Origin of the sequence: Zoogloea dura (assembly GCF_012927165.1) — a bacterium.
Taxonomy (GTDB): domain Bacteria; phylum Pseudomonadota; class Gammaproteobacteria; order Burkholderiales; family Rhodocyclaceae; genus Zoogloea; species Zoogloea dura.
On the sequence record NZ_JABBGA010000022.1, the window covers coordinates 1 to 21,679 of the forward strand.

The following is a 21,679-nucleotide window of genomic DNA, read 5'->3' on the forward strand; positions in this document are numbered from 1 at the left end:
CAGCTGTGCGAGGACTACCCGGGGCAGATCATCAACATCCACCACAGCTTCCTGCCGAGCTTCGTGGGGGCCAAGCCCTACCACCAGGCCCACGCGAAGGGGGTGAAGCTGATCGGTGCGACCTGCCACTACGTGACGAGCGAGCTGGACCAGGGCCCGATCATCGAGCAGGACGTGATCCGGGTGGACCACTCGGATGCGCCGGACGATCTGGTGCGCTACGGCAAGGACATCGAGAAGGCGGTGCTGGCGCGGGGTCTGCGTTACCACCTGGAGGACCGCGTGCTGGTCCATGGCAACAAGACTGTCGTCTTCCGCTGAGCCCCTACGAACCCAACACAGAGACTGAGGAATCACCATGCCCTGGCGTCTCCTGCGCTTCGCGCTCAACAAGAAGCATCCCGAACCGCGGATGTTCAACTTTCACGAAAAGCTCAAGTCGAGCTACGACGTGGTCATCATCGGTGCCGGCGGACACGGCCTGGCGGCGGCCTATTACCTGGCCCGCGACTACGGCATCACCAATGTCTGCGTGCTCGAGAAGGGCTACATCGGCGGTGGCAACACCGGCCGCAACACCACCATCATCCGCTCCAACTACCTCACCCCCGAGGGCGTCAAGTTCTACGACGAGTCGGTCAATCTGTGGCAGGACCTGTCGGATGACTTTGACCTTAACCTGTTCTACGCCAACCGCGGCCACTTCACCCTGGCCCACACGGACTCCGCCCTGCGCACCATGCGCTGGCGTGCCGAGGTGAACAAGCACTACGGGGTGGACTCCGAGGTGGTCGGCCCCGAGGTGGTGAAGGAAGCTGCGCCGATGATCGACATCAGCTGCGGCGGCCACGCCCCCATCCTCGGCGCCCTGTACCACGCGCCGGGCTCGGTGGCCCGCCATGACGCGGTGGCCTGGGGCTACGGCCGCGGCGCCGACCAGCGTGGCGTGGAGATCCACCAGCAGACCGAAGTGCTCGGCATCGACGTGCAGGCCGGCAAGGTCAAGGGCGTCAAGACCTCCCGCGGCTACATCTCTACCAACAAGGTGCTGTGCGCCGTGGCAGGCTCCACCCCGCGCATCCTGAAGATGGTGGACGTCAAGTCGCCGATCTACATCCACCCGCTGCAGGCCATGGTCAGCGAGCCGATCAAGCCCTGGCTCGACCCCATCCTGGTGTCCGGCAGCCTGCACGTCTACATCAGCCAGTCCGCCCGCGGCGAACTGGTGATGGGCGCCTCCCTGGACCCTTACGAACTCCATGGCACCCGCTCCACCCTCGACTTCGTCGAAGGCCTCACCACCCACATGCTGGAGATGTTCCCTTTCCTCTCCAACGTGAAGGTGATGCGCCAGTGGGCCGGCATGGCCGACATGACCCCCGACTTCGCCCCGGTGATGGGCAAGACCCCGGTGGAGGGCTTCTACCTGGATTCCGGCTGGGGTACCTGGGGCTTCAAGGCCACACCGGTGTGCGGCAAGACCATGGCCCACACCGTGGCCACCGACAGCGACCACCCCCTGATCACCGGCTTCTCCCTGGACCGCTTCCGCAACTACGCCCTCACCGGCGAAAAGGGCGCGGCGAGCGTCGGTCACTGAGAGGAAACCCGCAATGAAGATCCTGAACTGCCCCCTCAACGGCCCCCGCCCGGTCTCCGAGTTCTTCTACTGGGGCGAAGTGCGCCCCATGCCGAACCCCGCCACCGCCAGCGACGAGGTCTGGGCCGACTACGTCTTCAACCGCAACGGCGCGCCCGGCGTGAAGAAGGAGTGGTGGTGCCACACCCCCAGCAACACCTGGTTCATCGCCGAACGTGACACCGAGAAGGATGTCGTTGTGCGCACCTATTTTTACGAGGGAGAAGACTGATGCGTTTGCCCGCCACCAGCGGCGAGTGGATCGACCGCTCCCGCCCCGTCGAATTCAGCTTCGAAGGCCGCAGCTACAAGGGCTACGAAGGTGACACCGTCAGCTCCGCCCTGTGGGGCGCCGATGCGCGCGTCCTCGGCCGCAGCTTCAAGTACCACCGGCCGCGCGGCGTGCTGTCGCTGGCCAACCATGACACCAACGCCCTGCACCAGTGGGGCGGCATCCCCAACATCCGCTCGGACGTGACGCCCCTCGTCGCCGGCATGGCCCTGACCGCGGTGAATACCTTCGGCGGCCTGGAGGCCGACAAGGGCCGCCACCTGGGCAAGATATCCTCCCTGCTGCCGGTCGGCTTCTACTACAAGGCCTTCCACAGCAAGAAGCTCTTCCCCATGTGGGAGCGCATGTTCCGCTTCATGACCGGCCTCGGCCGGGTTGATGTGAACATGCCCCACCGCCGCACCCCCAAGGCCTACGACTTCTGCGACGTGCTGGTCATTGGCGCCGGCCCCTCCGGCCTGTCGGCCGCGCTGGCCGCGGCGGAGCAGGGCGCCGAGGTGGTGGTGGTGGATGAGAACGCCCGCGCCGGCGGCAGCGCCGGCTACCAGCTGGGCAATGACGCCAGCCGCCGTCGCCTGCTCGACAGCCTGCTTGCCCGGGTCGCCGCCGAGCCGCGCATCCGCGTGCTCACCGCCACCTACGCGGCCGGTTACTACAAGGACCACTGGATTCCCCTGGTCAGTGCGGAGCGCATGCTCAAGATGCGCGCCGGCAGCGTGGTGCTGGCCAGTGGCGCCTTCGAGCAGCCCGCGGTCTTCCACAACAACGATCTGCCCGGCGTGATGCTGGCCAGCGCCGCCCAGCGCCTGATGTACCGCTACGGCGTGAAGCCGATTAACAAGGCCGTGGTGCTGGTCGCCAACGCCGACGGCTACCGGGCCGCCCTCGACCTGCAGGCCAACGGCGTCAGCGTGGCGGCGGTGGTCGATCTGCGCGCCGGCAGCGGCAGCGCCGACCCCCTGGCCCGCGTGCTGCAGCAGTCCGGCGTGGAAGTGCTGGTCGGCCACGCGGTGGTGGAAGGCATCGCCGACGCCAAGGGCCTGTGTGCCGGCGCCCGCATCGCCGCCCTGCAGGCCGACGGCACGCCGGCCGCCCAGCGCCGCGACATCGCCTGCGACGGCATCCTGATGAGCACCGGCTGGGCGCCCGCCGCCAACCTGCTGTACCAGGCCGGCACCCGCATGCGCTACGACAAGTCCGTCGAACAATTCGTCCCCGACGTGCTGCCGGAGGGCGTGTTCGCCTGCGGTCGCGTCAATGGGGTGCATGAGCTGTCCCGCCGCGTCGCCGACGGCAGCCGGGCCGGCAGCCATGCCGCCGCGGCCGCCGGTTTCGGCAGCGCCACCGGCGAGGCCCTGCCGCCCGAGCTGGAGAGCCCCAGCCACCCCTGGCCGATCGTCGACCACCCGGCCGGCAAGAACTTCGTCGATTTCGACGAGGACCTGCAGCTCAAGGATTTCCGCAACGCCGTGCAGGAGGGCTTCGACAACATCGAGCTGCTCAAGCGCTTCTCCACCAACGGCATGGGCCCCAGCCAGGGCAAGCACTCCAACATGAACGGGCTGCGCATCCTGGCCCGCCTCACCGGCAAGGAGCCGCAGCAGGTCGGCACCACCACCGCGCGCCCCTTCTACCACCCGGTCCCGATGGCCATCCTGGCCGGCCGCGGCTTCAGCCCGGAGCGCGCCACCCCGCTGGCTAGCCGCCACGACGCCCTGGGCGCCAAGTGGATGCCCGCCGGTGTGTGGCAGCGCCCCGAGTATTACCAGGTGGCGGGCAAGGACCGCCTCGCCTGCATCCGCGAGGAAGCCCATGCGGTGCGCAATGCAGTGGGCCTGATCGACGTGGGCACCCTCGGCAAGCTGGAAGTCATCGGCCCCCAGGCCGCCGAATTCCTCGAGCGGGTCTACACCTCCAACTACGCCAACCTCAAGGTCGGCATGACCCGCTACGCGGTGATGTGCGACGAGTCTGGCGTGGTCATCGACGACGGCGTGGTGGCCCGCCTGGCGGACGACCATTTCTACTTCACCACCACCACCTCCGGCGCCGCCACCATCTACCGCGAGCTGTCGCGCCTCAACACCATGTGGCGGCTGGACTGCGGCATCGTCAATCACACCGGCGCCTTCGCCGCGGTGAACCTGGCCGGGCCGAAGTCCCGCGAGGTGCTGGCCGGCCTCACCGGCATGGACCTGTCGGCGGCCGCCTTCCCCTACCTGGCGGTGCGCGAGGGCGAGGTGGCCGGCATCGCTGCCCGCCTGATGCGGGTCGGCTTCGTCGGCGAGTGGGGCTACGAGATCCACGTGCCGGCCGCCAGCGGCGGCGCCCTGTGGGACGCCCTGATGAAGGCCGGTGCCGGCGGCGGCATCCGCCCCTTCGGCGTGGAGGCCCAGCGTCTGCTGCGCCTGGAGAAGGGCCACATCATCATCAGCCAGGACACCGACGGCCTCACCACGCCGCTGGATGTGGGCATGGAGTGGGCCCTCAAGATGAACAAGCCCTTCTTTGTCGGTCAGCGCAGCCTGTCCGCCGTGGCCAAGCTGCCGCGCAAGCAGAAGCTGGTGGGCATCGCCTTCCCGGCGGGCCACAGCGGCCCGCTGCCCCTGGAATGCAACCTGGTCATCGCCGGCGGCGACATCGCCGGGCGGGTCACCAGCATCGCCTACAGCCCGACCCTCGGCCACGCCATCGGCCTCGCCTTCGTGCGGCCCGATCTGGCGAGCCCGGGCGGCAGCGTGTCCATCCGCCTGTCCGACGGGGCCATGGTGCAGGCCAAGGTCAGCGCCACGCCCTTCTACGACCCGGACAACCAGCGTCAAAAGGACGAACCGCCGGCCGGCCAGGCCAGCCCGCTGGTGTCGGCTAACGGCGGGGCGGTGAGCCCGGTGGCCGAAGGTGTGGCTGCGACCCTGCTGGAGCCGGTCCGCCAGTCCGCCGCGGCCCAGGTGCTGGGGATTGCCGATGTCTCCCGCAGCGCCCGCATCGGCTGCAAGGGCCCCGACGCCACCGCCTGGCTGCAGGCCCTCGGCCTGCCCATCCCGGCCCAGCCCAACAGCTGGCTGCCGCTGGATGGCGGCGGCCTGATCGCCCGCCTGGGCTTCACCGAATTCCTCGTCGAAGGCCCGGATGCGCTGATCGCGCCCCTCGCCGCGGCGCCCCGTGGCCCCGGTGTGTATCCGGTGCTGCGCCAGGACGCCGCCCTGGTGCTCGGCGGCAGCCGTCTCGACGAGCTGCTGCGCCAGACCTGCAACGTGAATTTCCGCCCCCGCGACCCGGCCCAGCGGCCGGTGGTGCTGACCAGCATGGTCGGCGTCGGGGTGACGGTGATCCCCGAAACGCGCAATGGCCGTCCCTTCGTCCGCATCTGGAGCGACGGCACTTACGGACCTTACCTGTGGGAGACCCTGCTCGGGATAGCTATCGAGCTGGGCGGAGGCGCCGTGGCGCCCCACAGCTTCAACTGATCGCCCCAATCGTCTCAATCGCCCGAACCCAAACCATTCTCAGGAGAGCGGCAATGACGCCCACAGAAGCCAAGCAGTTTCTTGCAGACAACGGAGTCAAGTATGTACTTGCCCAGTTTGTCGACATCCACGGCACCGCCAAGACCAAGTCGGTCCCGGCCGCCCATTTCGAAGACATCCTCACCACCGGCGCCGGCTTTGCAGGCTTCGCAGTGTGGGGCCTGGGCATCGAGCCCAACGGCCCGGACTTCATGGCCATCGGCGACTTGTCGACCCTGACCCTGGTGCCCTGGCAGCCCGGCTACGCCCGCATCGCCTGCGACGGCCACGTGAAGGGCGAGCCGTGGCCCCTGGACACCCGCGTGGTGCTCAAGGACCAGGTGAAGCGCCTGGAGGCCAAGGGCTACACCTTCTTCACCGGGCTGGAGCCGGAATTCTCCCTGCTCAAGAAGGATGCCAACGGCAACATCATCCCGACCGACCCGACCGACACGCTGCCGAAGCCCTGCTACGACTACAAGGGCCTGTCGCGCAACCGCGAGTTCCTCGAAACCCTCACCGACAGCCTCCGCGAGGTGGACGTGGACGTCTATCAGATCGACCACGAGGACGCCAACGGCCAGTTCGAGATCAACTACACCTACGCCGACTGCCTGACCTCCGCCGACCATTACCTGCTGTTCAAGATGGCCGCCTCGGAGATCGCCAACGATCTGGGCATGATCTGCTCCTTCATGCCCAAGCCCTTCGCCAACCGGCCGGGCAACGGCATGCACATCCACATGTCGATCGGTGACGGCAAGACCAACCTGTTCGCCGACAAGAGCGACAAGCGCGGCCTCGGCCTGTCCAAGCTGGCCTACCAGTTCCTGGGCGGCATCCTGGCCCACGCCCCGGCCCTGGCGGCGATCTGCGCCCCCACGGTGAACAGCTACAAGCGCCTGGTGGTCGGCCGCTCCCTGACCGGCGCCACCTGGGCCCCGGCCTACATCAGCTACGGCGACAACAACCGCTCGTCGATGGTGCGCATCCCCCACGGCCGTCTCGAGCTGCGCCTGCCGGACGGCGCCTGCAACCCCTACCTGGCCACCGCCGCGGTCATCGCCGCCGGCCTGGACGGCATCGAGCGCGACCTGGACCCGGGCGAACCCCACAACCAGAACCTGTACGCCCTGAGCCCCGAGGAACTGAAGGCCGCCGGCATCGAGATCCTGCCGCAGAACCTCCACGAGGCCCTCGCCGCGCTGGAGAAGGACACCGTGCTGTGCAAGGCCCTCGGCCCCGTCGCCGGCGAGTTCCTGCGCCTCAAGCACATGGAGTGGGTCGAGTACATGCGCCACGTGTCCGACTGGGAAATCAAGAACTACCTGGAATTCTTCTGATGCCCCTGTAGGGGCGGCTGAAGCCGCCCCTACACAAGACCCAAGGCCCAGGCCCGGATCAAACGCAAACGAATCGAAGCATTAACGAAGGAGAAACAAGCATGTGTGGAATCGTCGGATTGCTGGTGAAGACACCGGCCCTGCGGGAAAAGCTCGGCGAACTGATGGTGCCGATGCTCATCGGCATGACCGAGCGTGGCCCCGACTCCGCCGGTCTGGCGGTGTTCGGCAACCCGCTGGCGGAAAATGAACGGAAGATCAGCGTCTATTCCGGCCTCACCGAGGACGGCGCCGACTTCAACTGGCTCGGCCTCGGCCACGCCCTCAAGGAGCACCTGGGCGTCCAGGTCAGCGTCGAACCCAAGGGCAACCACGCCATCCTGAGCTTCGATGTGGCCCCGGCCATCGTCAAGCGCTGGATCGCCGAGCACCACCCCAAGCTGCACATCCTGTCGACGGGGCGCAGCATCGACCTCTACAAGGACATCGGCACCCCGGCCGAGGTGGCGGCCCGCTACGGCTTTGCCGGCCTCACCGGCTCCCACCTGGTCGGCCACACCCGGATGGCCACCGAGTCCGCGGTGACCCCGGACCGGGCCCACCCTTTCACCGCCGGCGAGGACTTCTGCCTGGTGCATAACGGCTCCCTGTCCAACCCCAACGGCATCCGCCGCATGCTCGAGCCGCGGGGCATCCGCTTCGAGACCGACAACGACACCGAGGCCGCCTGCCGCTTCCTGGAATGGCGCCTGCGTGAAGGCGACGACCTGGAGACCGCGCTGCAGAAGGGCTTCGAGGAGCTGGACGGCTTCTTCACCTTCCTGATGGGCACCCCGGACAAGCTCGCCCTGATCCGCGACCCCTTTGCCTGCAAGCCCGCAGTGGTGGCCGAGACCGACGAGTACGTGGCCATTGCCTCCGAATTCCGGTCCCTGGCCCACCTGCCCGGCATCAAGCACGCCACTGTTTTCGAACCCGCGCCCGAGGAGATGTACGTATGGAACGCCTGACCTTCGATCTCGCCACCACCCCCCTGCGCGAGCTCAACACCTTTCTGCACAACGACGCCAAGGCCGGCAAGACCAGCCAGGTGACCGTGCTCAACCCCGACGGCGCCCACAACATTGCCGTCGGCCTGGACTGCCCGATCGCGGTGGACGTGGTCGGCCACGCCGGCTACTACGCCGGCGGCATGAACAAGTCAGCCACCGTCACCATCACCGGCAGCGCCGGCACCGGTGTGGGCGAAAACATGATGAGCGGCAAGGTGCACGTCAAGGGCTTCGCCTCGAACGGCGCCGGGGCTTCCGCCCATGGTGGCCTGCTGGTCATCGAGGGCGATGCCGGCCTGCGCTGCGGCATCTCCCTGAAGGGCGGCGACATCGTCGTCGGCGGCTCGGTGGGCAGCTTCTCCGCCTTCATGGCCCAGGCCGGCCGCATGGTCATCTGCGGCAACGCGGGCGACGCCCTCGGCGACTCCCTGTACGAGGCCGTGCTCTACGTGAAGGGCAGCGTCAAGTCCCTCGGCGCCGACGCCCAGTACGAGCCGATGAGCGAAGCCGACATCGCCGCCGTGGCCAGTCTGCTCGACCAGGCCGGCCTCGACCACGACCCGAAATCCTTCAAGCGCATCGCCTCCAAGCGTTCCCTGTACCACTGGAACGCCGACGCCAACCAGGAATACTGAGCCCGCGGCTCGCGCCCACCCGGACCACCAAGGATACGATCATGGAAACCAAACCCGTGCAATTCAAGAACCTCTCCCGCGAGGAGTCCTACGGCTACGACCGCAAGACCCTCGACTACATCCGCAACGCTGCCGCCCACGGGTTGTACGAGATCCGCGGCATGGGCGCCAAGCGCAAGCTGCCCAACTTCGACGACCTGGTCTTCCTTGGCGCGTCCATGTCCCGTTACCCGCTGGAGGGCTACCGGGAGAAGTGCATCACCAAGACCCTGCTCGGCACCCGCTTCGCCAAGAAGCCGATCGAGCTGGAGATCCCCATCACCATCGCCGGCATGAGCTTCGGCGCCCTGTCGGCCAACGTGAAAGAATCCCTGGGCCTGGCCGCCACCGAGATGGGCACCTCCACCACCACCGGTGACGGCGGCATGACCCAGGAAGAGCGCCGCTCCTCGAAGACCCTGATCTACCAGTGCCTGCCCTCCCGCTACGGCTTCAACCCGGACGACCTGCGCAAGGCCGACGCCATCGAAGTGGTGATCGGCCAGGGCGCCAAGCCGGGCGGCGGCGGCATGCTGCTGGGCCAGAAGGTGAACCCCCGCGTCGCCAAGATGCGTACCCTGCCGGAAGGTGTGGACCAGCGCTCGGCCTGCCGTCACCCGGACTGGACCGGCCCGGATGACCTGGCCATCAAGATCCAGGAGCTGCGCGAGATCACCGACTGGGAAAAGCCCATCTACGTCAAGGTCGGCGCGACCCGCACCTTCAACGACGTCAAGCTGGCCGTCCATTCCGGTGCCGACGTGGTGGTGGTGGATGGCATGCAGGGCGGCACCGCGGCCACCCAGACCTGCTTCATCGAGCACGTCGGCATTCCGACCCTGGCCGCTGTGCGCCAGGCCGTCAATGCCCTGGAAGACCTCGACATGAAGGGCAAGGTCCAGCTCATCGTCTCCGGCGGCATCCGCACCGGCGCCGACGTGGCCAAGGCCCTCGCCATGGGCGCCGACGCGGTGGCCATCGGCCAGGGCGTGCTGGTGGCCCTCGGCTGCAACGGCGAGACCTACTTCCAGAACGGCGCCCACCACGAAGCCATCGCCGACTACAACGCCCTCGGCACCGCGCCGGGCTTCTGCCACCACTGCCACACCGGCAAGTGCCCGGTCGGCATCACCACCCAGGACGCCATCCTGGAGCAGCGCCTGTCGCCGGCGGTGGGGGCCAAGCACCTCAAGAACTACCTCAAGACCCTGAACATGGAGCTCACCACCATCGCCCGGGCCTGCGGCAAGCAGAACGTGCATCACCTGGAGCCGGAAGACCTGGTCGCCCTGACCATCGAAGCCGCCGCCATGGCCGGTGTGCCCCTGGCCGGCACCAACTGGATCCCCGGCCGGGGCTTCTGATCCCGGCCCACCCCAGCAAGTTTCTCCCTCTCGCCTCGCAAGGCGTTTTGCCGGGGCGGCCCTTGGGTCGCCCCGCTTTTTTGCAGGAAATCCGATTCATGACAGCCCGGATCATCGACGGCAAGGCCTTATCGAAACAGTTGCGCGAAGGCTTCAAGACGCGCGTGTCCCAACTGGTGAGCCAGGGCGTGCAGCCCGGGCTGGCGGTGATCCTGGTGGGCGACAACCCGGCGAGCCGGGTGTACGTGGGCAACAAGGTGAAGGCCTGCGAGGAGTGCGGCGTGCGCTCCTTCCACATTGGTCTGCCGGCGGACGCACCGGAAGCCGAGGTGCTGGCGACGATCGCGCGGCTCAACGCGGACCCGGTGGTGCACGGGATCCTGATCCAGCTGCCGCTGCCCGAGCAGGTGGACCCGCGGCGGGTGCTCGAGGCGATCTCGGTGCACAAGGACGTGGATGGCTTCCACCTGTACAACGTGGGCGGGTTGGTGGTGGGCAACACGATCTTCCCGCCGTGCACGCCTTACGGGGTGCAGCTGCTGCTCGACACGACGGGAACGGACGTGGCGGGCAAGAACGTGGTGGTGGTGGGGGCGAGCAACATCGTGGGCAAGCCGATGGCGCTGATGCTGCTGCAGCGCGAGGCGACGGTGACGGTGTGCCACGCGAAGACGCGGGATCTGGCGCAGCACACGATCCTGGCGGACATCCTGATCGTGGCGGCGGGCAAGCCGGGGCTGATCGTGGCGCAGATGGTGAAGCAGGGGGCGATCGTGATCGACGTGGGGATCAACCGTCTGGCCGATGGCAAGATCGTCGGCGACGTGGATTTCGAAGGGGTGAAGGAGAAGGCCAGCTGGATCACCCCGGTGCCGGGCGGGGTGGGCCCGATGACGGTGACGATGCTGATTGAGAACACCCTGCGCTCGGCCGAGCGGACCCTCTCCATGCGTCAGACCGATGACTACCAGGAGTGGGAAGCACCGCTGCTGAAAGGACACTGAGGACCTTATCCATGGACCACGACTGCCTTATCCGCCTCGATGGCCTGTGCCTGCAGGCCTCCATCGGCATCTACGCTCACGAAATCGCTGCGCCGCAGCCCCTCGAGGTCGACCTGCGCCTGGCCATCGACGGCACCCTGGCGGCCCGCAGCGACGACATCCGCCACACAGTGGACTACGACCAGGTCGTGGACGCCCTCGAAGGCCTGCTGGCCGGGCGCCACTTCAACCTGCTCGAACATCTCAGCCAGGCCATGCTCGACCTGCTGGGCCAGCGCTTCCCGCTCAAGCGCGCGGAGATCACCCTGGCCAAGCCCCTCGCCGTGCCCAAGGCCCGCCGGGTTTCGGTGACGCGTTCGGCGGAATGGAAACGGGAGGCGGTCAAGGTCGTCGCGCTCTAGTGACGCTCGACCATGGCGCAGAAATGAAATAGTCCATATGGGAAATTGAGACGTCCAATTGTCCGCCGGCTATTCAGGCTATTGGCATGGAGCAATGAAGCGGCTCCGCCGCCAATTGTCACCCGGCTGGATTCTTTGTATTTCCGGGACTACCATGCCCCCACTTTCCGAAGGTGAATAAGGGTAGCGATGTCCCACACGAACGCCGCGCTGACGCTTCGCAGGCTGCGCCGGGGGTTCCTGCTGGGCGGAGTCCTGTTCTTCGTCGTCGTGGCGACCTGGATCTGGCGTACCTGGCAAGAGTCCCGGGCTTACGAACTGACGCATCTGGCGACGATTGCCGAAATCACCGGCAATTCGCTGGACAATTACTTTTCCGGTCACGAGAACCGGATGCGGGTCTTCGGAAGCAGGCTGAAGTCGGAGGACTTCAAGCCCGGGCACCTCAGCGCTCTTCTGAGAGCGTTCAAGGAGTCAGACCCGGAGTATCTCTTCGTCACCCTGTCCCGCGCCGAGGGTGGGGTCTTTGCCACCGACAAGACCGACAAGCCCGAAGAGATTCCGTATACGCGTGATGTGCCCGGACGCCAGGTCGCATTCGATGAAATTGCCGTGCAGGACCGCCTCAATGTGGGACGTCCGGCCGAAGGGCGGGTCATCAAGGACTGGATCATGCCGCTGCGCCTCGGCATCCGGGATGCGGGCGGGCAGCTGCAATACGTCATGAACGCCACATTGCCCCTGTCCCGGCAGCAGTCCTTCTGGCAGAACCTCGGTCTGCCAGCGGGCTCGGCCCTGGGTCTGCTGCGTGACGATGCCTTCCTGGTCAGTCGCTATCCGGTGCCGCCCAGCGGCGACCTCAAGAAAACCTATGGCACGCCACGGGATGGCGCCCTGGTGCTGCATCTGCGGGAGCAGGGTTTTCCGGCCCGGGGCGTTCTGAGCGGCCACAACAGCGTGACCGGCAAGGAGGCGCTGTTCGCCTTCCGCCGCCTCGAGCACTATCCGCTGACGGTGTTCGTGTCCACTCCGGTGGATGGCGCGATCCAGCGCTGGCGGGGCCAGCTTGGCCTGCCGCTGTTCCTGACCGTGATCGCCCTGGCGGCCGGCATCCTGGTGTATCGGAGCATGGCCCGCTGGATCCAGGCCTCGGAGGCGCTCGGGCAATACCATCGCCACCTGGAGGAAGAGGTGGGCCAGCGCACTGCCCAGCTCGAAGCGGCGAAGCTGGCTGCCGAGGCTGCCAGCCGGGCCAAGAGCACCTTTCTGGCCAACATGAGCCATGAGCTGCGCACGCCGCTCAGCGGCATCGTCGGCATGGTCCGCCTGGCACGTGCCCGGATGGCCGACCCGCAGGGGCGGGACCAGCTGGACAAGGCCAATCTTGCCGCCGACCACCTGCTCTCGGTGATCAACGACATCCTGGACCTCTCCAAGATCGAGGCCGATCAACTGGTCCTCGAGGCGAGCGACTTCCAACTCCAGACCATCCTGGACAGTGTGTCGAGCATTGTCGGGCTCAAGGCCCGCGAGAAGGGGCTGGCGTTCAGCTTGGACCTGCCGCCGGGGCTGGCCGGAGAGCGCTTCCTGGGCGATGCCCTGCGGCTGCGCCAGATCCTGCTCAACCTCACCACCAATTCGGTCAAGTTCACCGAGCAGGGCAGCATCACCCTGCGGGTGAGGGAGCTGGAGCGGAACCTGCAGGAGGCCAGGCTGCGTTTCGAGGTCGCAGACAGCGGCATCGGCATTGGCCTGGCCGACCAGGCACGCCTGTTCTCCGCTTTTGAGCAAGCCGATAACTCGATGACCCGCAAGTACGGTGGGACGGGGCTCGGGCTGGCGATCAGCAAGCGCCTGGTCGCCCTGATGGGCGGGCGGATCGGAGTCGAGAGCAGCCCGGGCTGCGGCAGCCTGTTCTGGTTCGAGACGGCCTTGCCGCTGTCCCGCACGCTGGCCGTCGCGGAGGAGGGGGCGGACGCCGACATCCTGGCCGACGAGATCCGGCATCACCATGCCGGCAGGCGTGTGCTGGTGGCCGAGGATGAGCCGATCAATCAGGAGGTGGCCCGGGTCATGCTGGAGGATGTAGGCCTGCAGGTCGATGTGGCCGATGATGGCGAGCAGGCCGTGCGCCTGGCCGGCGAAACGGACTACGCGCTGATCCTTATGGACATGCAGATGCCGGTGATGAACGGCATCGAAGCCACCCGGGCGATCTGCGCCGGGGGCCGCAACCGGAACACCCCCATCCTCGCCATGACGGCCAACGCCTTCATCGAAGACCGCGAGCGCTGCCTGGCCGCCGGCATGCGGGCGCATATCGCCAAGCCGGTCATTCCGGAAAACCTCTACGGGATGTTGCTGAAGTGGCTGGCCAAATGCTGATGGCTTCCCGCCCCTGGTGATCTCCGCCGGGCATTCTCCCGGCACACCCGATTGGAATGACATCCTGCGGCAGTGCTTGGCGCGCCGCCGCAGGATGTTGTTTACCCATTTTGGGTTATGCTTCGGCTTGCCATACGAATCAGCGTTTCAGGAAATTTTCATGGAATCCGGATGGCGTGCCTGGAAGATGCTTTGGGGGTACGTGCCCGGGGTCTGCCAGCGTTCGCATTCGTTTCGAGGGGGGCGGCATGAACGGGGCGAAGGTGGGGGCACGGCGCGGCATGAGCATTGCGGCCTGGCTCGTCCGCGTGCTGCTGCTCGCCGTCCTGCTGCCGCTGTCTGCGGCGAGGGCAGGCCCGCCGGATCACGGAAAGCTCCTGATCCTGCATTCCCAGCACCGGGGCTTCCTGGTGGACAGCATCTCGGCCGGCATCCTCACCGCGGTGCGTGCCCAGGGGCTCAGCGCCAGCGACGTCTATATCGAATACCTCGACCTGGTGCGCCACCCGGAGCCGGAGGACAAGCGCTTCATGGCGGCGCTGCTGCAGCGCAAGCTGGCCGGCAGGGAGGTCCGCATCATCGTGGTGGAGGGGCGCCCAGCCCTCGACTTCATGACCCACGAGGGGCGGGGCCTGTTCCCCGGGGCAACGATCCTGAGCACCGCGCGCGACCGCGTCGATGCGGCTCAGCTGAGCCCGCGCAAAGTCATCCAGATGCCGGTGCGGGCCGACTACGGGCGGGGCGTCCGTGCCATGCTGGAGGCCATGCCGGCGGTCCGGCGGGTGCTGGTCGTGGCTGGGGCCAGCGCCAGCGACCTGCCCTATGTCAACGATGTGCGCGCCGCTGCCACCCCCTGGGCCGACAAGGTCGTCTTCGAATACACCGATCAGCTCGACCACGATGCCATGCTGGCCCGCGTCGCCCGGGCCGACAAGGACACTGTGATCTTCTGCTACGGCTATTTCGGCGATGTCAGCGGCAAATCCTTCGTGTCGATCGAGGTAGTGGACGAGGTCGTGCGGACGGCGCCGGTGCCGGTGTTCAGTGCATCGGTGGGCTTCCTCGGCAGAGGGATCGTCGGAGGTGTGCTCTTCGACACCGAGGCCTTCGGCCAGCAGCAGGTGGGGCGGGTGGTGATGAACTACCTGGGCGGGCAGCTGGTGCTCGACAAGCCGTTGACCTACATCGACTCGGCGAGCTACCCGATGTACGACTGGGCCCAGCTCCAGCGCTGGCATATCGATACCGACCGTCTGCCGGCCGACAGCACCTTCATCAACCGGCCGCCCAACCTGTGGAAGCACTACCGCTACCAGGTCATCGTGGTGATCGCCATGTTCGCGGCAATGAGCGTCTCGCTGGTGGCCCTCGGCATGCAGAGCCGTCGCCGCCGGTTGGCCGAGATCGCCGCCAGCGAGAGCGAGGAGCGCTTCAGGACGCTGGTCGAGGCCGCGCCGGAGGCCATCTTCGTGTACGACTCGGACCAGAGGCGGGTGGTCAGCGCCAACTCCCGGGCGGCCTTTCTCTTCGGCTGCAGCCTCGAGACCTTCCTCGCCGGGGGGCCGGAGCGTTTCTACCGGGCCGAGCAGCCGGATGGCCGGGATATCAACGAGTCCATGGCCGAACACGACAGCCAGGCCCTGGCCGGCGAGGAGCCGGTTTTCGAGCGGGTCATCATCCGTGGCAACGATGGCGAGGAGGTCTTCTGCGAGGTACGCCTGGCCATGCTGCCCTACCAGGCGAAGCGCCTGCTGCGGGCCACCTGCACGGACGTGACAGAGCGCAAGGCCATCGAATCCGCGCTGTATTTCGTGGCCAGCCAGGGGGCAGGAGCCGAGCAGCGCGCGGGCTTCGTGGCGGATCTCCTGGCCTTCCTGTGTGCCCAGCTCAAGGCCGATTACGCCATCCTGGCCCGCCTCACCGGCAATGACCAGGCCGAGACCCTGGGCTTCCGTACCGATGGCGCCCTGGCGGCCAATTTCGTCTTCGACGTGCCCGGCAGCGCCTGCGAATACCTGGCGCAGAGCCGCAACATCACCCTCTTCGAGCATTCGGTGCAGAGCCGTTTTCCCGACAGCGTCTTCCTCCAGAAAGGGGGGTGCGAGAGCTTTGTCGGCGCCTCCCTGTGGGACTCCCGGGGAGTGGTCATCGGCTTCCTGGCGGTGGCCGGCCGGCGCCCCCTGCAGTACCCGACGCGGGCCAATGCGGTGATGCAGATCGTGGCCCTGCGTGCCGCCCAGGAGCTCGAAGCCCTGCACAACGAGGAAGTGGCGCTGCGCCAGCAGGGTGAGCTGGAGAGCCAGGTCCAGCTGCGTACTGCGGAGCTCGCCCGCGCCAACGATGCGCTGGCCCAGGCCCGGGACGTGGCCGAAGCGGCAACCCGTGCGAAAAGCGAGTTCCTGGCCAACATGAGCCACGAGATCCGCACGCCGATGAATGCCATCCTCGGCATGACCGACCTGGCTCTGCGCACCGGCCTGAGCATCAAGCAGGCCGACTATCTGCACAAGACCCGCAGCGCGGCGGAGTCCCTGCTGGGCCTGATCAACGACATCCTCGACTTCTCCAAGATCGAGGCGGGCAAGCTGGATATGGAGCAGCGGGAGTTCCGGCTCGGCGAGATGCTCGACAAGATGGCCTCGATCATCGCCCTGCGGGCCCAGGAGAAGGGGCTGGAGATGATCATCGACCTGGCCCCGGAGCTGCCACCCAGCCTGGTGGGAGACCCGCTCCGCCTGCACCAGGTGCTGGTCAACCTGTGCGGCAACGCGGTCAAGTTCACCCGCGAGGGGGAGATCGTCGTCACCGTCACGCAGCTGGCGCTGGGCGCCGACGATGTGGTGCTGCACTTCTCGGTCCGCGATTCCGGCATCGGCATGAACGCGGAGCAGGTCGAACTCCTGTTCCAGCCCTTCTCCCAGGTGGATTCCTCCCATGCCCGCAAATATGGCGGCACCGGCCTGGGCCTGGCGATCAGCCGCCAGCTGGTCGGCATGATGGGCGGCGAGATCAGCGTGACGAGCGAGCCGGGGCGGGGCAGCGACTTCCACTTCACGGCCCGTTTCGAGCGGGGGCGGGGCGCGCTCGCGACGCGGGTGGAGCTGCCGCCGCTGCGCATCCTGGTGGTGGATGACAGCGCCCATGCCCGTCGGGCCCTGGCCCACCTGCTGGCCAGCCAGGGGCAGTCCTGTGACCTGGCCGCCACGGTGGCGGAGACGCTCGCCGCGGTGGCTCGCGCGGAGGAGGGCGGCCTGCCTTATGAGCTGGTTCTGCTCGACTGGCGGCTGCCCGATGGGGACGGCGTGGACGCTGCCCGGCAGATCGGCCTCCGGTCGGCGGCGCCGCCGGCGCTGGTCCTGGTCGGCCCGGTCGGTCAGGAGAGCATCGAGGCCGCGGCGCCCGAGCTGCCCCTCGCCGACTCTCTGGCCAAGCCGGTGACGGCTGCCGCGCTGCAGAGCCTGCTGGCCCGCGTGTCGGGTGACGGGACGGCTGCCGGGGCGGACAGCGTGGCAGCCTTCGATGACGGTCCGGCCGAGATCCTCGACAAGCTGCGCGGAGCCCGGGTGCTGCTGGTCGAAGACAACGAGGTGAACCAGCTGGTGGCCGAGGAGTTGCTGAGCAGCGTTGCCGGCGTGCAGGTGACGATAGCCGGAAACGGCCGCGACGCCCTCCTGGTTCTCCAGGAAAGGCCCTTCGATGCGGTGCTGATGGACATCCAGATGCCCGAGATGGATGGCTACGAGGCCACCGCCCGGATCCGCAGCGAGCCCCGCTGGCAGGGGCTGCCGATCATCGCGATGACGGCCCACGCGATGGTCCAGGACCGGGACCGTTGCCTGGCTGCCGGCATGAACGGCTTCGTCACCAAGCCCTTCGAGCTGCGCGAGCTGTGCGAAACCCTGGCCCGCTGGATCGCCCAGCCGGCGGCCGCCCCGATGCCGGAGCTGCCGCCGGTGCCGGGGCCCGAGTCAGTCGCACTGGCCGGGATCGATCAGGCGCGCGGGCTGCGGAACGTGTCGCAGCGGACCGCGCTGTACGACAGGCTGCTGGGGGTCTTCCTGGCGTCGAATGCAGGCCTGCCGACCCGGCTGCGCGAGGCCCGGGCACAGGCTGACGCGCAGACTGCCAGGCGACTCGCCCACACCCTGAAGTCCGAGGCGGCGACCATTGGCGCCATGAACCTGGCCCATGCCGCGGAGCAGCTCGAGCACAGCCTTGAAACGGAAGAGGGGGTCGAGGAGCAGCTCGGCCACGTGGAGCGCGTGCTGGACGACGTCATCGACGGGATCCGCGCCCACCGGGGCCCGCGCGACGGGGCGTGAGGGTGTGCCGGCTTTCAGTCTTTTATCCGGAAATAGCGGGCCGAGCCATTGACCTTCATTTCGAGCTTGCTGTCGGCCTTCAGTGCTTCGGTCAGCGTGGCGTATCCCGAATCCCTGACCGTCCTGCCGAGGGCCTTGAACTGCTGGCCGATGGCGGTGATCGGAGCCCAGCCGTTGGCGGCGGTGGCGAGCAGCACGGCCCGGACCAGGGCTTCCTGGCAGGTCTGTGGCGGAGTGGCCGTGCTGGCAGCGGGCGAATACGCCCTGGCCGGCTCGGCGACGCGCTGGTGGGTGGCGACCGGCAGGGGGAGGGCGTCGTGCAAGGGGCCGTTGGCGGCAGCGACATCCAGCGGCGAGACGATCAGGTCTTCGACGTGGACGAAGCGGTCGCAGGCGCTGATGAAGGTGCCTGGCGCCTGCTTGCGGCCGAAGCCGAAGACCATCAGGCCATCTTCGCGCAGGCGGGTGGCAAGGCGGGTGAAGTCGCTGTTGCCGCTGACAAGGCAGAAGCCATTGAAGCGCCGGGTGTGGAGCAGATCCATCGCGTCGATGATCAGGGCGCTGTCGCTGGTGCTGCGGCCGGTGCTGCTGGCGTACTGCTGGACCGGTTGGATGGCGTGGGCGGCGAGCATGTCCCGCCAGTTGGCGAGCTGCGGCGAGGTGAAGTCGCCGTAGATCCGCCTGACAAGGATGCGGCCCCGCCGGCTGATGTCGGTGAGGATGGGCGCGATGGACTTGAGACTGTCACCGTCCGCATCGATGAGGACAGCGAAGGTAGGTTGGTCGAGCTTCATCGGAGGCAGGCGTATGACGCTTTATGAATACTTTTTGTGCCGCCGATGGTGCCACCCATATGCGCGGGAGTGATAGTGAACTTCGTCACTCTTGTGGTGTGATGTATTTCCGTGTGAGCGGCTTCAGTCCAGGGCCATCAGTTCCCGGGTGAGTTCTTCCGCACCGAGCTCCTTGCAGCCCAGCGTGTTCTGACCGCACCACAGGTGGGTGAAGTCGGTGCGGCCGGCCTTCTCGGCGGCGCTGCGCAGGGGGGCGATGGCCGAGGTGGCGAGGGGGAAGGCGGGGGTGAAGGGGTTGATGGGGCCACGTTCGCGCATGAAGCGATTGACGATGCCGCGGGCCGGGCGGCCGGTGAACAGATTGGTGAGCGCCGTATGGCCGGCCGCAGGGCTCTTCAGGGCGGCCCGGTGGACGGGGCTGGTGGTGGCTTCGGGGCAGAGCAGGTAGGCGCTGCCCACCTGCACGCCTGCGGCCCCAAGGGCCAGGGCGGCCTTTACGCCCTGGCGGTCGGCAATGCCACCGGCGGCGATCACCGGCAGGCGGGTGGCCTGGACGATGCGCGGCAGCAGGGCAAAGGTGCCGGTCTGGGTGCTCAGGTCGTCGCCCAGGAACATGCCCCGGTGCCCGCCGGCCTCCAGGCCCTGGGCGATGATCGCATCGACACCGCGGGCCTCCAGCCACAGGGCTTCCTCGACCGTGGTGGCGGACGACAGGACCTTGGCGCCCCAGCTCTTCACGCGGGCCAGCAGATCCGCGTCGGGCAGGCCGAAGTGGAAGCTCAGCACCGGCGGACGGAAGGCTTCGATCAGGTCGGCGATGTCGGCGCTGAAGGGGGCCCGGCCGGGGCCGGAGGGGATGCCGGCGGGATCGATGGCGAACTCGGCGTAATACGGGGCCAGGGCTTCCCGCCAGGCGGCTTCCTGCGCGGGGTCCGGATTCGGCGGGCGGTGGCAGAAGAAGTTGAGGTTGAAAGGGCGGTCGGTACCGGCGCGGAGGGCATGCAGTTCCTGCTCCAGCTGCGCCGGGCTGAGCATCGCACAGGGCAGGGAACCGAGTCCTCCGGCGCGGCACACGGCCAGGGCCAGGGCGCTGCCCTGGACACCGGCCATCGGAGCCTGGATGAGGGGCAGGGCGATCGAGAAGAGGTCGGCAATGGTCATGACGTTGTGTGGCGCGCTGTTTCCCCACCACCGCTTGGCGATGGGGCCGGCGTGAAATATGAAAAGGTGTTGGATAATGCCGGGTGTTAGCGTGAACTGGCAACGTGGGCCGATCGCCCCGACTTCGGCCCCGGCCCCATGGAATCCGACAAGACCGTTACCTCCCCCTTTACAGAACAGCGCACGCGCAGCCGTGAGGAGCTCCGTCTCGACCCGGTGTCCCGCGAGGGGCACCAGGACAGCCTGCGCCGGCGGCGCGCCTGGGGGGCGCTGATCGGCCTGTGGCTGGCGCTCGGGGTGCTCGGGGTGTGGATCATCGATGACGTGCTGTCGGGCTATCGCGAGGCCGATGCCCGGGTCCGCAGCCAGGCGCTGGTGTATGCCAAGATGGTGGCGTCCCACGACCGTTTCGAGCTGGAGATGGCCGACCAGATCATCAAGAGCCTGCTGGTGCACATGGATGACAGCCTGTTCAACGGGCAGGTCTCCGAGTCGCGCCGGGTGGCCTTCGAGGCCCTGCTGGCGGAGCACCGGGCCCGTCTGCCGGGCATCGCCTCCTTCACCGTGGTGGGCGAGGACGGCATCCGGCGCTTCGGCGTGGTGGGCAAGAATTTCACCGACCTGAGCGAGCGGGGCTACTACAAGGTGCTCAAGGCCGGCCAGGACAGCTTCGTCAGCCCCGCGGAGTCGGGGCTCGCGTCGGGCAAGGCAGGCATCCACGTGGCCCGCGCCTTCCGCCGGGTGGATGGATCCTTCGGCGGGCTGGTGGTGATCAACCTGGCGGTGCAGGACATCTTCCGGCCCTACTATGAGTCCCTCGGGCTCGAGGGCGCGCGGGTCCAGCTCCGTTCGGCGGACCGGGTGCTGATCGCCTATCCGGCCTCCGAGGAGCTGGCGCCGATGACTCCGTTGGCCGATGCGCTGACCCCCTTGCTGGCCGGTGGCAAGGAGCGTGGCATCGTGGATGACGGCGCCTGGGTGTCGGCCTTCGAGCGCCTGCAGTCCTCCTCGGTGTATGCCGAGGCCAGCCTGTCCCGCGAGTTCTTCCGCCATGAACCCGATCGCGCCGCGCTGCTGGCCTTGTCGGCCTTGTTCGCCGCAGTGCTCGCCGGCGCGGCCCTGACCCGCGCCATCGCCGGTGGCCTGCGGGCTCACACCGAGCTGGCTGTGGCCTACATCGACCAGCGCCGGATGACGGTGCGCGACAAGCTCACCGGCCTGCACAACCGCTATTACATCGACGAGCAGTTCGTCGGGACCCGTGATGCGGCCATCGCAAAGGGCCATAGCGTGGCGCTCATCTTCGTTGACCTGGACCGTTTCAAGGCCGTCAACGACGGGCTTGGCCACCGGGCCGGCGATGTGCTGCTGCGCGAGGTGGCCCGCCGCCTGCACCTGGCGGGCGGGGAGGCCAGTACGGTGATCCGGCTGGGGGGCGACGAATTCGTGCTGCTGGTGGACCTGGGGCCTGCCGGCGATGACGAGGCCGTCCGCGTGGGGGCCACCTGCCAGCGCATCCTTGATGCCTTCGGCCCGGTGTTCGACTTGCCCGGCGGCCCCGTGCCGGGGTCGGCCAGCGTGGGGGCGGCGCGCATGCCTGCCGACGGGCTGGAGTGGGACGAACTGGCCCACAAGGCCGACGTTGCCATGTATCACTCCAAGCGCACCGGGCGCAGTCGCTACACCCTTTACCAGCCGGAGCTCGAGGCCTCCCTCGAGATGCCGGCCTGAGCCGGCAAGGC

The 21,679-nt window shown here is 67.7% G+C and carries 15 protein-coding genes; 13 read left to right on the forward strand and 2 right to left on the reverse strand.

Annotation, left to right across the window (positions count from 1 at the left end; all coding sequences use genetic code 11):
- The 12 genes from HHL15_RS20225 to HHL15_RS20280 form a co-directional block, all read left to right on the forward strand.
- The coding region (locus HHL15_RS20225; protein ID WP_268967115.1) for a formyltransferase family protein at positions 1–321 on the forward strand (321 nt) is incomplete at its 5' end.
- A gap of 37 nt (positions 322–358) precedes the next feature.
- Positions 359–1,600 carry an FAD-dependent oxidoreductase gene (locus HHL15_RS20230; protein ID WP_169147626.1) on the forward strand — a complete coding sequence of 414 codons (1,242 nt, stop codon included), beginning with the start codon at positions 359–361 and terminating at the stop codon, positions 1,598–1,600.
- 13 nt (positions 1,601–1,613) lie between these two features.
- Positions 1,614–1,871 (forward strand): sarcosine oxidase subunit delta, encoded by a 258-nt coding sequence (locus tag HHL15_RS20235; RefSeq protein WP_169147627.1) that lies wholly within the window; start codon positions 1,614–1,616, stop codon positions 1,869–1,871.
- Positions 1,871–5,398, forward strand: a complete 3,528-nt coding sequence (locus HHL15_RS20240) for a 2Fe-2S iron-sulfur cluster-binding protein (protein WP_206198883.1) — start codon at positions 1,871–1,873, stop codon at positions 5,396–5,398. The genes HHL15_RS20235 and HHL15_RS20240 overlap by 1 nt, the downstream gene beginning before the upstream one ends.
- A 53-nt stretch (positions 5,399–5,451) precedes the next feature.
- Positions 5,452–6,780 carry a type III glutamate--ammonia ligase gene (glnT, locus tag HHL15_RS20245; protein WP_169147628.1) on the forward strand — a complete coding sequence of 443 codons (1,329 nt, stop codon included), beginning with the start codon at positions 5,452–5,454 and terminating at the stop codon, positions 6,778–6,780.
- Between the two features lie 101 nt (positions 6,781–6,881).
- The gene (locus HHL15_RS20250; protein ID WP_169147629.1) at positions 6,882–7,790 is read left to right on the forward strand and encodes a class II glutamine amidotransferase domain-containing protein; all 909 of its coding nucleotides are present in this window, start codon (positions 6,882–6,884) and stop codon (positions 7,788–7,790) included.
- Positions 7,778–8,467, forward strand: a complete 690-nt coding sequence (locus HHL15_RS20255) for a GltB/FmdC/FwdC-like GXGXG domain-containing protein (RefSeq protein WP_169147630.1) — start codon at positions 7,778–7,780, stop codon at positions 8,465–8,467. The genes HHL15_RS20250 and HHL15_RS20255 overlap by 13 nt, the downstream gene beginning before the upstream one ends.
- A gap of 41 nt (positions 8,468–8,508) precedes the next feature.
- Positions 8,509–9,870, forward strand: coding sequence for an FMN-binding glutamate synthase family protein (locus tag HHL15_RS20260; protein ID WP_169147631.1), 1,362 nt, complete (start codon positions 8,509–8,511; stop codon positions 9,868–9,870).
- Positions 9,871–9,968: 98 nt separating this feature from the next.
- On the forward strand, positions 9,969–10,874 hold the full coding sequence (gene folD, locus HHL15_RS20265; RefSeq protein WP_169147632.1) for a bifunctional methylenetetrahydrofolate dehydrogenase/methenyltetrahydrofolate cyclohydrolase FolD: 906 nt from the start codon (positions 9,969–9,971) through the stop codon (positions 10,872–10,874).
- Positions 10,875–10,885: 11 nt separating this feature from the next.
- A complete protein-coding gene (folB, locus tag HHL15_RS20270; protein ID WP_169147633.1) occupies positions 10,886–11,275 on the forward strand; it encodes a dihydroneopterin aldolase in 390 nt (129 codons plus the stop codon).
- Positions 11,276–11,464: 189 nt separating this feature from the next.
- Positions 11,465–13,660 (forward strand): ATP-binding protein, encoded by a 2,196-nt coding sequence (locus HHL15_RS20275; RefSeq protein WP_169147634.1) that lies wholly within the window; start codon positions 11,465–11,467, stop codon positions 13,658–13,660.
- Positions 13,661–13,908: 248 nt separating this feature from the next.
- On the forward strand, positions 13,909–17,982 hold the full coding sequence (locus tag HHL15_RS20280; protein WP_169147635.1) for a response regulator: 4,074 nt from the start codon (positions 13,909–13,911) through the stop codon (positions 17,980–17,982).
- Positions 17,983–17,996: 14 nt separating this feature from the next.
- Here the strand turns inward: HHL15_RS20280 and HHL15_RS20285 are convergent, their stop codons facing one another.
- Entirely contained in the window at positions 17,997–18,776 is a 780-nt protein-coding gene (locus tag HHL15_RS20285) for an NYN domain-containing protein (RefSeq protein ID WP_169147636.1), read from the reverse strand.
- Positions 18,777–18,899: 123 nt separating this feature from the next.
- Entirely contained in the window at positions 18,900–19,937 is a 1,038-nt protein-coding gene (locus HHL15_RS20290) for an NAD(P)H-dependent flavin oxidoreductase (RefSeq protein ID WP_169147637.1), read from the reverse strand.
- 138 nt (positions 19,938–20,075) lie between these two features.
- Between HHL15_RS20290 and HHL15_RS20295 the strand changes: the two genes are divergently transcribed.
- On the forward strand, positions 20,076–21,668 hold the full coding sequence (locus HHL15_RS20295) for a sensor domain-containing diguanylate cyclase (RefSeq protein WP_169147638.1): 1,593 nt from the start codon (positions 20,076–20,078) through the stop codon (positions 21,666–21,668).
- The last annotated feature ends 11 nt before the right edge of the window (positions 21,669–21,679 follow it).